The following is a 14,299-nucleotide window of genomic DNA, read 5'->3' on the forward strand; positions in this document are numbered from 1 at the left end:
TCCGGCTTCTATGGACAGTGCGGAACTTCTGCAGCGGGTGCGCGAGCTGCGCGGTCAGGGCCGGTCGCCGAAGCAGATCGCCCGTGAGCTGGGCGTCTCTCCCTCCGCGGTCGCCCCTCTGGTACGCGCCATCGCCGCCGAGGCGCCCTCCGGCCCCGGGGAGATCGTCGGCGCCTGGGTCAGCAACGGCTGGAGCGTGGGCCTCAAGGTCGATCCGTCGCGCGGCTGGACGGACGCCGAACCGTCCCCGCAGGGAGCCGGGCTGGTCAGCGTGCTGGCGGCGCGGCGCCACGGCTGGGACAAGGTCTCGGTCTGCGGCTACCTGGTGGACGTCTACTGCCTGGGGGTCAAGAACACCATCGGCCCCGACCTCATGGACGACCTGGAGCTGCGCCGATTCCGCGACTTCTTCTTCAGCGACTACCCGGGCTGGCAGGAGGCCCCGGTGGAGCTGGCCCGCCACCTGGTCTTCGGCTCGGAGGAGTACGCGGGCGACCTGGGGTTCGAGTCCCTGGAGTCCTTCGCGTCCGTCGCCGAGCACCTCGGCCCGTGGGAGGGGCCGGCGGCCATCACCTTCGGCCGCGACGGCAAGCCGTACTACGTGGCGGGGCCGCACGACGAGTCACGCAAGATCCTGCGGATACTCGAGCACTCGGTGGGGGCGCCGCCCAACTACGACTACCAGCCCTGAGATTCAGTCGCGGAACAGGACGCGGGTGACGCCGGTGGCGACCGACAGCGTGAGCAGCCAGCCCAGCATCAGCAGCGCGTAGGCGACCGCCTGGGCTCCGCCGTGCGGGTTCCAGGCCCCCGTCTGGCCCAGGTCGACCATCGGCAGCAGCAGGTCCAACGTGTAGGCGAAGGCGCTGAAGTCCGGGTGCTCGCCGGGTTTGAGCGGTGGCGGGGGCGACTGCTGGAAGTAGGTCGTGCCGGCCGCCAGGAAGGCCGCCAGCCACAGCCCGGCCCACCAGGAGCGGTAGCCGTACCCCGCCGAGGCGTCCTGGAGGTAGCCGAGCAGCCGGCCGGGCCACTGCAGCATCCGCCGCCGGTGGCGCTGCTTGGCCAGCAGGACGGTGCGCGCGTCCACGTCGTGGCCGTCGCGCTTGTACATGGCCGCCAGCTGCTCGTACGGCTGAGAGCGGTAGCGATGCGAGCCGAGCCTGATCCACTCCAGCCGGTCGCGGGTCCTGGCCGAGGGCTCGATGGCCTCGTAGGTCAGCCCGTTGATCGACAGCTGCCGCGGGTACGGTCTGAGCACGCCGCGCAGCACGCCGACCCGCGCGCTGTCCAGGACCAGGTGCGTCACCCCGCCGGGCAGGTGCAGGACGCCCGCCTGGACCTCCTCGCAGCCCAGCTCGGACACCTCGAGCAGCTCCAGGTCGATGCGCCCCACCGCGCTGGCGCCCATCAGCGACAGCTTCCCCGTGCATTTCGACGGCCTGGCCACGAACAGGTCGGTGTCGAAGCGGGCCCTGTGCATCTCCACCACGCCGAGCGTGGCCTCGGTGACCCTGACCTGCCCGCCGACGGCGGCGTAGTTGAGCAGCGTCGTGCCCTCGATCGTCAGGCCGGGACCCAGGGTGAGATGCCGTTGCACCTGGACCGTGGCGGCGTCCAGCTCCTTCAGCGTGCCGCCCTCGAGGGTCAGGTCGTCGCTGACGGCGGTGCCGCGCAGGTCCAGCTCGGGCAGGTCGCAGCCGCTGATGGTCAGGCCGCCGTCGATCCTGGACCGCGCGGCCGTCATGCCGGGCAGGACGCACCCGGACAGCGCGATCGAGCGGGTCCGCGCCTCGCTGATCAGCAGCGGCTCATCTAGCGCGCAGCCGACCAGCTCCAGCCGGTGGTTCAGCTCGGCGCCGTCCAGGTCGAGCTGCCCGGTGACGCGCGCCCCCGCCAGCCGGAGCATCGCGACCTGGCCAGGCTCCGCCTGAGCCCCGCCGAGCAGCAACGCCATCATGGACGCGGCGCTGACCTGCCGCGACGCCGGCCAGGTCGAGGCCTGACGAGGATCGTCGTCGTCACCGGAGCGCAGGTCGAGCAGTTCGCCGCTGACGAAGGCCGCACGTAACCGATCTTCCACCCGCTCATCGTGTCAGAAACGACGACGCGGCTCCGACGTCTCCCGCGAGAGAGAGGAGTGCCCCGTGCAATTCATGATCATGACGTACGGCGAGGCCGCCACCGAGCCGTTCGACCGCCGGCTGGCCGGGTCCGGCGAGCTGGTGGACAAGCGCGTCCTGGCCGACCCGGTGAACACCCGCAGGTTCGGCCCAGGAGACCCGGCGGCCGAGGAGTCCGTCGCGGCCTGCTGGGTGGTGGACTGCGACAGCTTCGACCGGGCGACCGAGATCGCCACCCGCCTGCTGGCGAGCCCGGTACCGGGCCACGCGGACGTCAGGCCGGTCCAGTGACGACGCCTCGGTTGCTGGCCTGCGGCCTGGTCGCGGGGCCACTGTTCCTGGCCGTCTACCTGGTCCAGGCGTTCACCAGGGAGGGCTTCGACCCGGCCTACCACCCGCTCAGCCTGCTGAGCCTGGGCGGGCCCGGCTGGATCCAGATCGCGAACTTCGTCGTCACGGGCCTGCTCTACGTGGGTTTCGCGGCCGGGATGCGCCGGGCGATCGACCACGCGCGCGGCGGGACGTGGGGTCCGCTGCTGTTCGGGATCGTCGGGCTCGGGCTGGTGACGGCCGGCGTCTTCACCACCGACGCGGGCGCGGGCTTCCCGCCTGGAGCGCCTGCCGGGGCGCCGGAGATGAGCCGGCACGGGATGGTGCACGAGGTGGGGTTCGTGCTGGCCTCCCTGCCCTGGTTCGCCGGGTGCCTGGTGCTGGTCGTTCGCAAGGTGGTGCCGTGGTGGTGGCTGGCCTCGCCGGTCGGGGTCCTGGTCGTGGACGCCTGGCCGGACCAGCGCACCCTGAGCCTGCGGCTGGTGATCGGCACGGCCGTCCAGTTCGCCTTCATGGTGGCGCTGGCGGTCCGGCTCCTCAGGCAATCAAGGCGGCTGAAACTTATTGACATGATCTAGGTCGTCTATGACGCTTGTCGTCATTCGCAAGACGCCGGGAGGTTCCCCCACATGACGGCACTCGACCAACAGAACACGCAGCGGTCGCGCCGCGCTCTGATCGCCGGTTCGGTAGGAAATTTCATTGAATGGTATGAGTTCGGGGTCTACGGATTCTTCGCCACGATCATCGCGGCGAACTTCTTCAGCCCCGGCGCGGCGGGGGACCTCGAGGCGCTGATCAAGACCTACGCCTCGTTCGCGCTTGCGTTCTTCTTCCGCCCGCTCGGGGCGGCGATCTTCGGCCGGCTGGGGGACCGGATCGGGCGGCGGCCGCTGCTCATCCTGGTGGTCGCGCTGATGTCGGTGGCCACCGCGCTGATCGGCGTGCTGCCGACCTACGCCGCCATCGGGGCCGCCGCCCCGTGGCTGCTGACGCTGGTGCGGATCCTGCAGGGCCTGTCGGCGGGCGGCGAGTTCGGCGGGGCGGTGTCGCTGATGACCGAGTTCGCCCCGCCGGGCAGGCGCGGCCTGTACGGCTCCTGGCAGTCGTTCACCGTGGCGCTCGGGCTGCTCGGCGGCGCGGGCGCGGCGGCGATCATGGCGAGCCTGACCTCCGAGGCCGACCTCAAGAGCTGGGGCTGGCGGATCCCGTTCCTGCTCGCCGTACCGCTGGGCGGGGTGGCGCTGTGGCTGCGGCTGCGGCTGGAGGAGACGCCGAGCTTCCAGAAGGCGGCCGCCCTGCCGCCGCGCAGGCCCACCACGGGCGAGGTCACCAAGGCCATCCTGCTCGGCATCGGGCGGCTGATGGGCTGGTCGGCGGCGGGCTACACGTTCCTGGTCGTGATGCCCGCCTACCTGCAGACGGCGCTGCACGCCACCTTCCAGCAGGGCCTGATCGCCGCGGTGCTGTCCAACCTGGGCTTCGCGCTGGCGATCGTCCCGGCGGGGATCCTGAGCGACAGGATCGGCCGCCGCCCCGTCATGCTGACGGGCGCCGTGCTGATCGTCGTGCTCGCGCTCCCGCTGATCAACGTGCTGCAGGACCCGGCCGGCTCGTCCGCCATGAAGGGCGTGGCGGTGTTCGCCGCGGGCGTGGTGGTGGGCCTGCTGGCCGGGCCCGGCCCGGCGATGCTGGCCGAGATGTTCCCGACCACGGTCCGCTACACGGGTCTCGGCCTGGCCTACTCGCTGTCCAACGCGGTGTTCTCCGGCTGCGCCGGGTTGATCATCACGCAGCTGATCAAGAGCACCGGAGACATCGACATCCCGGCATATTTCGTGATCGCCACCTGCCTGGTCAGCGCGGTCGCGCTGCTGTCCCTGCGCAATCGGGGTGATTTGCCCGATTAATCGGGTCTTGTAGGGCATGCCGTACTCGCTTTGAATGATCGGCAGAGGCCGATCAAGGAGGAGCCGATGCGTGGCTTACGGGCGTCCGCTGTTGTCCTCGCGATAGGCGTCACGACCTACCTGGTCACGGCGCCTGTCCCGGCGGCCGAGCCGCCGCCGGCGCAGCCGGAGCCCACCTCGGTGGTCACGGTCACGGTGCCGGACCGGGCGGCCTTCGAGAGGCTGGTGGACTCCGGGGCCGACCTGACCGAGCGGGTCAGGCCGCAGGCCGACGGCAGCATCCAGGTGGACGCCGTCGTCACGCCCGGCCAGCTCGCCGCCATCCAGGCGCTGGGCGCCAGGACGCAGAAGGCGCCCACGAACACCCCCAAGGCCACCGAGCAGGACCGCATCGTGATCGAGCGGGCGGTCTGGATGAAGACCCGCGACGGCTACTTCCTGTCGGTCGAGGCGACCAGCAGCGCCGGCGCCGGCGCCACGCTGAGCGTGGCCTGGCGCGGCGTGCGCGGCTCCTCCGGCACGGTGGCGATGGTGCCGTTCGTGGACGACGACGTCTACCTGGGCCACCAGTTCGAGACACCGGCCCCCGCACCGCAGCGGCCGATCTGGGTGACGGTCACCTCCGCGACAGGCGGCAAGGCCGACGCGCTGGTCAGGGAATGGCCCGGCGGCAAGGCACCCGACCGGCAGGCCCCCGGCTACCAGAAGGACTTCGTCACCCAGTACATGCCGCCGGGCCAGCTCAACGACCGGATCAAGGCGCTGCACGAGCAGTTCCCGCACCTGACCGACATCATCAAGCTGCCCTACCTCACCAACGGTTACCGCCGCCACGCCCAGGCCCAGTTCGGCACCGTGGTGGTCACCTCGAAGGCCTACGGCTCCGAAGGCGGCAACGCCGTGTCCATCGAGGCCGTCAACCCCGGCACGCCGAGCAGCCCGCTCAAGGTGACGGTGAACGGCACGCGCATCACGGTCGGCCTGGCGACCGACGCCGCGGGCAACCCCGTCAGCACCGCCGCCCAGGTCATCGCCGCGATCAACGCGAGCGCGGGCACGCTGGTCGAGGCCACGCCGTACCGCAACGACCCGGGCACGGGCGTCGTGGCGCCCGCGGCGCTCGCCCAGCTGAGCGACTTCCTCAAGGCCCCGGCCGGCGTGCCGCGGACCCCGTGGCAGGTGCTGGCGCTCCGGGTCGGCGCGCACCGCGACGGATCCAGGACCGGCGTGCTGGCCTACGCGCAGGAGCACGCCCGCGAGTGGGTGGCGCCGCTGGTCACGATCGAGTCGGCCGAGCGCCTGCTGCGCAACTACCAGCGCGACCCGGCCACCCGCCGGCTGCTCGAGCGCACGGACATCTTCATCATCCCGACGGTGAACCCGGACGGCGCGAACTACAGCTTCTACGACTACAACTTCCAGCGGAAGAACATGGTCGACTACTGCCCGGCCGCGCAGTCGGACCCGGCGCTGCGCAACACCTGGGGCGTCGACGTCAACCGCAACTACGCGGTCGGCTCGCAGTCCGACGGCTACTTCGGCGCCTCCACGAACTGCCAGAGCGCCACCTACGCGGGCCCCGCCGAGCACTCCGAGGCGGAGAGCAAGAACGTGATCTGGATGGCGCAGACCTTCCACAACATCAAGTTCGCCATGAACGTCCACTCCTACGGCGGGTACTTCATGTGGCCGCCCGGCGCCTACAAGCTCGACGGCCGCGTCACCCTGCCCAGGCCGACCGACCAGCAGCTGGACTTCTTCCTCCGCTCCGCCAGGACGATCGAGTCCGGCATCGCCGCCGAGCGCGGGACCGTGACCTGGCCGCAGCAGACGGGCCCGGTGACCGACGTGCTCTACTCGGCGGCCGGCAACTCCGCCGACGAGCTCTGGTACGACCACGGCGTCTTCGGCTGGGACTTCGAGGTCGGCAACGACCTGTGGAACCCGCAGACCCAGGCGTGGGAAGGGGTGGGCTTCCAGCCCGACTTCGCCGAGGGGCACCAGGAGGCGCTGGAGTACGCGGCCGGCCTGATCTCCCTCATCGGGGTGGCGGCTGACTATCGCGAAGACCGCTGACCCGCATCGTGATGTTGAGCCGTCCCGACGCCAGCCCGGTGGCCGGGTCACCGGTCCCCGGGTAGACCTTCGGCACGCCGTGGTAGGCGTATCGGGACGGCCCGCCGAACACGAACAGATCGCCCGAGGCCAGCTCGACATCGGTGTACGGCTTGCCCCGCGTCTCGGTGTTGCCGAAGCGGAACACGCAGCTGTCGCCGATGCTGAGCGAGACCACCGGGTCGTCTGCCCGCTCGTCCTTGTCCTGGTGCATGCCCATCTTGGCGTGCTCGTCGTAGAAGTTGACCAGCGCGATGTCGGGCGTGTAGCCCTCGCCGGGCATCCCGGCTTCGGCCAGCGCCCGGCGGCCGAGCTCGGCCAGCCAGCCCGGGAACTCGGCCACCCGCACCCCGTCCACGGTCCTGACGTACTCGTACGGCCGCCAGTGCCAGCCCAGGCACACGGTCTGCACCGACATCACCCCGCCCCTGGGCAGCACGGTGTGCCGCATCGGGACGGGACCCGAGGCCCAGGCCCGGCACTCGGTGACCAGGCGGCGCTGCTCGTCGAGGGACAGCCAGCCGGGCACGTGCACGGCTCCCGGGGCGATCTGCAGGGGCATCATGGGAGGCTCTCGATCAGGTTGCGGCCGATGCGCCACGCGGTGCCGTCGGCGGCGGCCCCGCGCAGCCCTTCCAGTGTCCCCGGTCCCGCGGGCACGACGGCCGCCGCGATCGAGGCGAAGCCGAACGTCCTGCCCGGGTCCCAGCCGGTGCTCATCCGCAGCCGCCTGGCCATCGACGCCCAGCCGGGCGGCGTCCCCGCCACCACCCACGCGTCGGGCTCCTGGGCGGTGAACCTGGTGGCTGGCCTCAGCCAGGAGGCGGCGTCCTCCGGCCAGTCGACGACCGCGAGCACCTCGCCGTCCCAGGCCTGACCGAACGCCTCGACGGCGGCCGTGGAGGCCGGGTCGCGCCCGTGCCCGAGCACCACCGAGCCCGCCCCGCCCACCAGGTCGAGCACCCGGGCCAGCTCGGCCTCGGTGTGCCCGCCCTTCCACGCCCGGTACGCCTCCGGCAGGCACACGGCGCACGGCCGGTACCCGGCCGCCACCGCCGTGGCCTCGTCGGCGAAGAACACCCGGTGCCCGACGTAGCCGCCGCGCCTGATGGCCCGCAGCGCCGACGGGCAGTCGAGCCGCCCGTACAGCCGCGCCCGCCGATGCCCGCCGAGCGTCCCCGGCCTCTCACTCTCGTACGGCAGGCCGTCCCGCCCGATCAGCGTGTAGCTCATGCCGCGTCGTGGAAGACCAGGCCCAGGGTGTGTCTGAGGCCGGTTCTGACCGTGCTGACGCCGTGCCTGACCGGGGAGGCCGACCAGCCGCGCGACGACCTGACGGGCCGGTCGCGGGTCGTGAAGATCAACCCGTGGCCCTGCTCCAGCATCGTCACCGTGCCTCGCGACTGTGCGCGGGGACGCTGCTCCACCAGCAGGAACTCGCCGCCGGTGTAGTCCTCGCGCGGCCGGTCGAGGCCGATCACGACCTGCAGCGGGAACACCAGGTCCCCGTACAGGTCGCGGTGCAGGGCGTTCCAGTCGCCCTCCTGGTAGCGCAGCAGGATCGGCGTCGGCTTGGTCTGCCCGGCCGCATGGCACATGTCCAGCCATTCGGCCAGCGTGTCAGGCCACGGCGCCGGCCGGCCGAGCCGGGCCGCCCAGTCGCGGGCGATCGGCAGCAGGTGTGGGTAGAACGCCTCCCGCAGCCGGTGCACCAGGTCGGGGAAGGGCTGCCTGAAGTAGCGGTACTGCCCCTTGCCGAACCGGTGCCGCTCCATGTCGACCGTCGAGCGGAACAGGCCCGGCTCGCCGTACAGCTGGGAGATCTCCGCGCACTGGGCGGGCGTGAGGATGCGCGGGGTCAGCGCGCAGCCGTGCGCGTCGACCTCGGCGGCCAGCGCCTTCCAGTCCATCTCGTCCGGCTTCATACCAGCACCTGCTGGAGGGCGCCCTCGAGCGTGAGCAGCGCGTGCTTGCGCTCCAGGCCGCCGGCGTAGCCGGTCAGCGACCCGTTCGCGCCCACGATCCGGTGGCAGGGCCGCACGACCAGCAGCGGGTTCGCGCCGATCGCCGCGCCCACGGCGCGGATCCTGTCGCGCGGGGCGCCGATCTCCGCGGCCAGCTCGCCGTAGGTCCTGGTCCTGCCGTACGGCACGGCCGCCACGCCCGCCCAGACCCGCTCCTGGAACGGCGTCCCCGCCGAGGTGAGCTCCAGGTCGAACTCCGTGCGCTCGCCCGCGAAGTACTCGGCGAACTGCTGCCGCGCCCGCGCGAACGCCTCGTCGTCGCCGCCCGGCCGTACCTCCGGCACGAACGACACCCTGCTGATCGCCGAGCCGTCCCCCTCGATCAGGACCAGACCCAGCGGGCTGTCGATGGTGGTGTGAATGCTCATACTCTCTACAACACCGAGGCAGCGAGATCGGTTGGCGGTTTTCGGACCTCTTGGTCCGCTAGGTGCGCGGTCCTGTGGAGGCGCGGGCTGTCAGCGACGGCGGGAAGACGTGGTCGACGTGGGGCGTGTGATAGCCCTGGACCCGCTCCCACAGCGCCGAGGCGGCCGCCGCGGCCATCTGCTCGACCGGCTGCCTGACCGTGGTGAGCGGCGGGTTGCTGTGGAAGGCCAGGTAGGAGTCGTCGTAGCCGATCACGGACACGTCCTCGGGCACCGAAAGCCCGGCCTCGCGGACCGCTCCCAGCACGCCGAGCGCCATCAGGTCGCTACCCGCGACGATCGCGGTCGCCCCGGCCGCCAGCAGCGCGCGGGCGGCCGCGTGGCCGCCGGTCAGCGAGTAGTCCGTCTCCACGTAGAGCGAGTCGTCGACGTGGCCGAACCAGCGGCGCATCTCCCGCCGGTACCCGCGCAGCCGGTTCTGCGACGGCCGCAGGTACTCCTGCCCGCCCGCCAGCCCGATCCGGGTGTGCCCGAGCGAGCGCAGGTGCGCGACGGCCATCGCCGCGCCGGCCGCCTCGTCCGTCGTCACCGTCGATACCGGCAGGTCCTTGACGTACCCGCCGACCAGCACCATCGGCAGATGCCGCTGGTGCAGCTGCCAGTAGAACCCGTGGTCGGCCGACGGGTTGGCGTGCCGTCCCGAGATCAGCACCAGGCCGTGGATGCGCTGCCTGGCCAGGGACGCGAGGTAGTCCAGCTCGGTCGGCCCACGCTTGGTCGAGCTGCCGATCATCGCGGTCACGCCGTAGGCGGCGAGCTTGGCCTCGATCGCCCCGGCCAGCAGGGGGAAGACCGGATTGTCCAGCTCCGGCACGATGATGCCGACGAACGGCTCCGTGACCGGCGCGGGCGCCACCATGCCCTGCTCGCGGATGGCCCGCAGCACCCGGTCCCTGGTCTCCTCCGCCACCCCGGGCCGGTCGTTCAGCACGCGGCTCACGGTGGCCGCGCTCACCCCGACGCGCTTGGCGATCGTCCGGACGGACAGGCGTGTCATCGACCCTCCAGAAACCACTGAAACATGTTGCCGTCCGTTGCGGCCGTCACGAACGCCGACCTAGGCTCCATCAGCATAAATCCAGGTAAAAGCCGTGTTTTGGAGTGTTCATAGTATGGGGCGCCTTTGCAACACAGCAGCGCATCATGATGGTTCGCCGCTGTACGTGACCGATCCCGCGCCGGAGCTCGGCCGGCGGGTCGAGGTGTTCCTGCGGACCTCGAACGCGCTCGGCGTGCGCCGCGTCCACGTGCGGACCGCCCCCGACGGGGAGCCGCGGTTCGGCGAGGCGACGGTCGATCGGGTCACGCCGCACGAGACGTGGTGGCGGGCGGCCGTCACCGTCGTCAATCCCGAGTGCGGATACCGCTTCCTGCTGCAGACCGCCGGCGGACCGCGCTGGCTCACCGCCGCCGGACTGTCCAGGCTGGAGGTCACCGACGCCACCGACTTCGTGCTCACGGCCTACCCGCCGCCGCCCTCCTGGGCCGCCGACTCGGTGATCTATCAGATCTTTCCCGACAGATTCGCCCGCTCAGGACGGGTCACCGCGCCGCTGCCCTCCTGGGCCACGCCCGCGGCCTGGGACGACCCCATCCCGTACGGCGAGCCGCACGCGCTGCAGCAGCTCTACGGCGGCGACCTGCGGGGCGTGGCCGAGCACCTGGACCACATCGCGGACCTGGGCGCGAACCTGATCTACCTGACCCCGTTCTTCCCGTCGAGGTCGAACCACCGCTACGACGCCACCACCTTCGACCGCGTCGATCCGCTCCTCGGCGGCGACGAGGCGCTCATGGCGCTGACCGCGGCCGCGCACGAACGCGGCATCCGGGTCATCGGCGACATCACGCTCAACCACTCCGGCGACGGCCATGACTGGTTCATGACGGGCCGGGCCGATCCGGCCGGCCCCGAGCACGGCTTCTACTACTTCGACGGCGACGACTACGCCACCTTCGCCGGCGTGAAGACGCTGCCCAAGTTCGACCACCGCTCGCCCGAGCTGCGCAGGCGCCTGGCCGCGGTGATCGCGCGCTATCCGGAGGAGTTCGGCCTGGACGGCTGGCGGGTGGACGTCGCGCAGTCCGCGGGCAGGCACGGCGGGGTCGAGCTCAACGCCGAGGTGGCCCGCTCGGCCAGGTCCGCGCTCGGCGAGGGCCGCCTGCTGCTGGCGGAGCACCAGTTCGACGCCTCGGCCTCGCTGCGGGGCGACGGCTGGCACGGCACGATGGCCTACGCGGGCTTCGCCCGCCCGATCTGGTCGTGGCTGGCCCGGGAACGTTCCACCGAGTTCTGGGGCACCCCCGGCTCCATCCCCGAGTACGGCGGGCAGGACGTCGCCGAGGTGATGACCCGGCACGCGGCCCGCCTGCCGTGGCGGTCGTACGCGCACAACCTGACGCTGCTCGACTCGCACGACACCGCCCGCTTCCGTTCGATCGCGGGCGGGGAGCGGCAGCACCTCGGCGCGGCGCTGCTGTTCACGCTTCCTGGCCTGCCGATGGTGTTCGCCGGGGACGAGGTGGGGGTCGAGGGCGTCCACCTGGAGGACGGCCGCCGCCCCTTCCCTTGGGATGGACCCCAGGATTCCGCGACTTACCGGATATTTCAGGACCTCATCCGTCTGCGCCGTGACCACGACGCGCTCCGGCGGGGCGGGCTCAGATGGCTGCACGCCGACGAGGACGTGCTGGTGTACGAGCGCGCCCTGCCCGGCGAGACGCTGGTCGTCCAGGTGAGCCGGGCCGGACACGAGCCCGTCCCTGTCCCTGCGGCCCTGACCGGTCGTGCCGCCTCCGCAGGCACCCTCGTCAGCCTCACCGGCGGGCCCGACCTGCGGCCCGGCGAGTTCATGCCCTCCGACGGGCCCGCCTTCCACGTCTGGGAGCTCTCCGAATGATCGACATCCTGTCCGGCATACGCTCCGAGGCGCTCGGTAACACCAGGGACGTCTTCGTCTACCTGCCTCCCGGCCATGACGCCGCGGCCGGGCCGTACCCGGTGCTGGTCCTGCACGACGGGCAGCACGTCTTCGCGGGTGCGGGGCTGGAGCCGAGCTGGCGGCTCGACGAGACGCTCGACGACCTGATCGGGCGCGGCCTGCTGCCGCCGCTGGTGGCGGTCGGCGTGTCCAACGCCGGTGACCAGCGCGGCGCCGAGTACTCGCACGAGGTGGCCTACCCGCGCGATCCCGGCGCCGAGCCGCGCGGCCCGCTGTACGAGCGCTTCCTGGTGGAGGAGTTGCTGCCGCTGGTGCGCGGGCGGTACGCGGTGACGGACGACCCGGCGGCCACCGCGGTGATGGGGTCGTCCATGGGCGGGCTGGTCAGCTACCACCTGGCCTTCCGCAGGCCGGACGTGTTCGGGCTGGCCGCGATCATGTCGCCCTTCCTGACCTACGTGGATCCCGTGTCGCTGGAGGAGACCTCCGTCCACCGCCGTTTCGAGGCGCGCGGGCCGCGCCGGATCTGGCTGGACATCGGCGGCATGGAGGGGCTGATCATGGTCCGTCCCGTCCGGGAGCTCGCCGAGCGGCTGCTCGGCCTCGGCTACGCGCCCGACGACGAGCTGCGCTATCGGCACGAGCCGTCCGCGCCGCATCACGAGGACGCCTGGGCCCGCCGCGCGCCCAGCGCCCTGCTGCACCTGTTCGGTACGGCGGGCCCGCCCATCCGCCTGACCGGCTCCGACAGCAGGACCGCGGTCGGCCAGGTCGCGGACGTGGCCCCCGTGGGGGAGCGGGCCGACGGCTGCGAGTACTCGGTGCTGAGCGCCTCGGTGACGTGGCGGCCCGCCGAGGCGCTGGAGCCCGCCGGCCACGCGCTCCTGACCGGGGCCGCGCCCGGGACCGCGCAGGTCGTCGCCTCGGCGGCGGGACTGTCCGCCGCCTCGCAGGTGACGGTCGTCGCGGGCACCCCCGACGCGGTCCTCGACGTGACCGTCGTCGTTCCCGCCGACCCCCGGGAAGACGGCCATCCGGTCTACTTCTCCGGCCTGGCCACCACCGAGGTGGCACCCGGGATCCACCACGGAGCCTGGCGGCTGCCCCTCGGGATCGGGCTGAACGGCACGATCGGGCGGGGCTGGCGCCGCGACGGGCTAGACACCGCCGGCCGGCTCATCCGCGAACCGCTCAGGCATGACGGCGACCGGCGCGTCTGGGTGCGCGTCGAGGGCTGGACCGACCCGTCACAGAACGACCCGCACAAGGGAGCATGAGATGCGCAACCCCCTCGCCCTGCTGCCGCTCGCGCTGCTTCTCGCCGGATGTGCCGCCGCGGAGCCCGAGAAGGCACCCGCCACGCTCACGGTCTGGGCCGACGACAGCCGGGCGCCCACGCTCCAGACCATCGCCGCCGGGTTCGAGCGCGACAGGCACGTCAAGGTGAAGATCGTGCAGAAGGCCATGGGCTCCCTGCGCGACGACTTCGTCTCCCAGGCGCCCTCCGGCCAGGGACCCGACGTGATCGTCGGACCCCACGACTGGCTCGGCAAGCTCGTGCAGAACGGCGTCGTCGCCCCCGTCGACCTGTCGGCCAAGGCCGCGCAGTTCCCGAAGGTGGCGCTCGACGCGATGACCTACGACGGGCAGACCTACGGCCTGCCGTACGCGATCGAGAGCGTCGCGCTGGTGCGCAACACCAAGCTGGCCCCTGTCGCGCCGCGAACCTTCGACGAGCTGGTCAAGCTGGGGCGCAAGGCGAAGTATCCGGTCGGGCTGCCGGTCGATCCCAAGGCGGGCTCGCCGTTCCACCTCTATCCGCTGATGACGTCGTTCGGGTCCGCGGTCTTCGGGCCGGACAAGCGGCTGGAGCTGGACGATCAGGGCGGCCTGAGGTTCGCCGCCTACCTGCGCGGGCTGGCGGCGCGGAAGGTGGTGTCCACCTCGATGAGCGGCGACGTCGCGACCAGCGCGTTCGTCAAGGGCGAGACGCCGTTCCTGGTCACCGGGCCGTGGGACCAGCCCGTGCTGGCCAAGTCCGGGGTGCCGTTCGCGGTCGAGCCCGTGCCGCCCGCGGGGGAGGCGAAGGCGCGGCCGTTCACCGGGGTCCAGGGGTTCTACGTGAGTTCGAAGAGCGCGAATCCGATCCTGGCGAACGACTTCCTGATCAACTACCTGGGTACCGCGCCGGCGCAGAAGGCGCTGGCTGAGGCGGGCGGGCGGCCCGCGGCGATGACGTCGGTGCGGGCCGGTGACGGCTGGGCCAGGGCGGCGCTGGACGGGGTGCCGACGCCGAACATTCCGGAAATGGACGCCGTCTGGGCCGACTGGGGCCTGTCACAGCTCGCGATCATCAACGGGCAGGGGGATCCCGCTGCGGTGACCCGCCAGGCGGCCGCCAAGATCCGCGCGAAGATCGGCCAGTGACCC

14 protein-coding genes are annotated in these 14,299 nt (G+C 71.9%); 8 read left to right on the forward strand and 6 right to left on the reverse strand.

The window, feature by feature from the left end:
• Positions 1 to 10 precede the first annotated feature (10 nt).
• A complete protein-coding gene (locus KIK09_RS22700) occupies positions 11 to 691 on the forward strand; it encodes a type I phosphoribosyltransferase (RefSeq protein ID WP_214321277.1) in 681 nt (226 codons plus the stop codon).
• 3 nt (positions 692 to 694) lie between these two features.
• Here the strand turns inward: KIK09_RS22700 and KIK09_RS22705 are convergent, their stop codons facing one another.
• Positions 695 to 2,080, reverse strand: a complete 1,386-nt coding sequence (locus KIK09_RS22705) for a hypothetical protein (protein ID WP_214321278.1) — start codon at positions 2,078 to 2,080, stop codon at positions 695 to 697.
• Between the two features lie 64 nt (positions 2,081 to 2,144).
• Between KIK09_RS22705 and KIK09_RS22710 the strand changes: the two genes are divergently transcribed.
• The 4 genes from KIK09_RS22710 to KIK09_RS22725 all read left to right on the forward strand — a co-directional run bounded on the left by KIK09_RS22710 (position 2,145) and on the right by KIK09_RS22725 (position 6,436).
• The gene (locus tag KIK09_RS22710; protein WP_214321279.1) at positions 2,145 to 2,411 is read left to right on the forward strand and encodes a YciI family protein; all 267 of its coding nucleotides are present in this window, start codon (positions 2,145 to 2,147) and stop codon (positions 2,409 to 2,411) included.
• Positions 2,408 to 3,028 carry a DUF998 domain-containing protein gene (locus KIK09_RS22715; RefSeq protein WP_214321280.1) on the forward strand — a complete coding sequence of 207 codons (621 nt, stop codon included), beginning with the start codon at positions 2,408 to 2,410 and terminating at the stop codon, positions 3,026 to 3,028. The genes KIK09_RS22710 and KIK09_RS22715 overlap by 4 nt, the downstream gene beginning before the upstream one ends.
• Positions 3,029 to 3,079: 51 nt before the next feature.
• Positions 3,080 to 4,360 (forward strand): MFS transporter, encoded by a 1,281-nt coding sequence (locus tag KIK09_RS22720; protein ID WP_214321281.1) that lies wholly within the window; start codon positions 3,080 to 3,082, stop codon positions 4,358 to 4,360.
• Positions 4,361 to 4,426: 66 nt separating this feature from the next.
• Complete coding sequence (locus KIK09_RS22725; RefSeq protein ID WP_214321282.1) at positions 4,427 to 6,436, forward strand: M14 family zinc carboxypeptidase; 2,010 nt, start codon at positions 4,427 to 4,429, stop codon at positions 6,434 to 6,436.
• On the opposite strand, the gene KIK09_RS22730 is transcribed toward KIK09_RS22725, so the two are convergent.
• From KIK09_RS22730 to KIK09_RS22750, 5 genes are read right to left on the reverse strand one after another with little or no spacing between them, the layout of a single operon-like run.
• Positions 6,399 to 7,040: an alpha-ketoglutarate-dependent dioxygenase AlkB family protein gene (locus KIK09_RS22730; RefSeq protein ID WP_214321283.1), complete on the reverse strand. Its 642-nt coding sequence runs from the start codon at positions 7,038 to 7,040 to the stop codon at positions 6,399 to 6,401. The genes KIK09_RS22725 and KIK09_RS22730 overlap by 38 nt on opposite strands.
• On the reverse strand, positions 7,037 to 7,708 hold the full coding sequence (locus tag KIK09_RS57920; RefSeq protein ID WP_250573551.1) for an Ada metal-binding domain-containing protein: 672 nt from the start codon (positions 7,706 to 7,708) through the stop codon (positions 7,037 to 7,039). Before KIK09_RS57920 ends, KIK09_RS22730 begins: the two co-directional genes overlap by 4 nt.
• Complete coding sequence (locus tag KIK09_RS22740; protein ID WP_214321284.1) at positions 7,705 to 8,400, reverse strand: 2OG-Fe(II) oxygenase; 696 nt, start codon at positions 8,398 to 8,400, stop codon at positions 7,705 to 7,707. The genes KIK09_RS57920 and KIK09_RS22740 overlap by 4 nt, the downstream gene beginning before the upstream one ends.
• On the reverse strand, positions 8,397 to 8,867 hold the full coding sequence (locus KIK09_RS22745; protein ID WP_214321285.1) for a methylated-DNA--[protein]-cysteine S-methyltransferase: 471 nt from the start codon (positions 8,865 to 8,867) through the stop codon (positions 8,397 to 8,399). The genes KIK09_RS22740 and KIK09_RS22745 overlap by 4 nt, the downstream gene beginning before the upstream one ends.
• A 58-nt stretch (positions 8,868 to 8,925) precedes the next feature.
• Positions 8,926 to 9,924: a LacI family DNA-binding transcriptional regulator gene (locus KIK09_RS22750; RefSeq protein WP_214321286.1), complete on the reverse strand. Its 999-nt coding sequence runs from the start codon at positions 9,922 to 9,924 to the stop codon at positions 8,926 to 8,928.
• Positions 9,925 to 10,090: 166 nt separating this feature from the next.
• On the opposite strand from KIK09_RS22750, the gene KIK09_RS22755 reads away from it, so the two are divergent.
• Genes KIK09_RS22755 through KIK09_RS22765 form a run of 3 tightly spaced genes read left to right on the forward strand, consistent with a single transcriptional unit; the run spans position 10,091 to position 14,296 of the window.
• Complete coding sequence (locus tag KIK09_RS22755; protein WP_308164239.1) at positions 10,091 to 11,827, forward strand: glycoside hydrolase family 13 protein; 1,737 nt, start codon at positions 10,091 to 10,093, stop codon at positions 11,825 to 11,827.
• Positions 11,824 to 13,146 carry an alpha/beta hydrolase gene (locus KIK09_RS22760; RefSeq protein WP_214321288.1) on the forward strand — a complete coding sequence of 441 codons (1,323 nt, stop codon included), beginning with the start codon at positions 11,824 to 11,826 and terminating at the stop codon, positions 13,144 to 13,146. The genes KIK09_RS22755 and KIK09_RS22760 overlap by 4 nt, the downstream gene beginning before the upstream one ends.
• 1 nt (position 13,147) lies before the next feature.
• Positions 13,148 to 14,296 (forward strand): sugar ABC transporter substrate-binding protein, encoded by a 1,149-nt coding sequence (locus KIK09_RS22765; protein ID WP_214321289.1) that lies wholly within the window; start codon positions 13,148 to 13,150, stop codon positions 14,294 to 14,296.
• Positions 14,297 to 14,299 lie beyond the last annotated feature (3 nt).

The organism is Nonomuraea sediminis (assembly GCF_018531495.1).
GTDB lineage: Bacteria > Actinomycetota > Actinomycetes > Streptosporangiales > Streptosporangiaceae > Nonomuraea > Nonomuraea sediminis.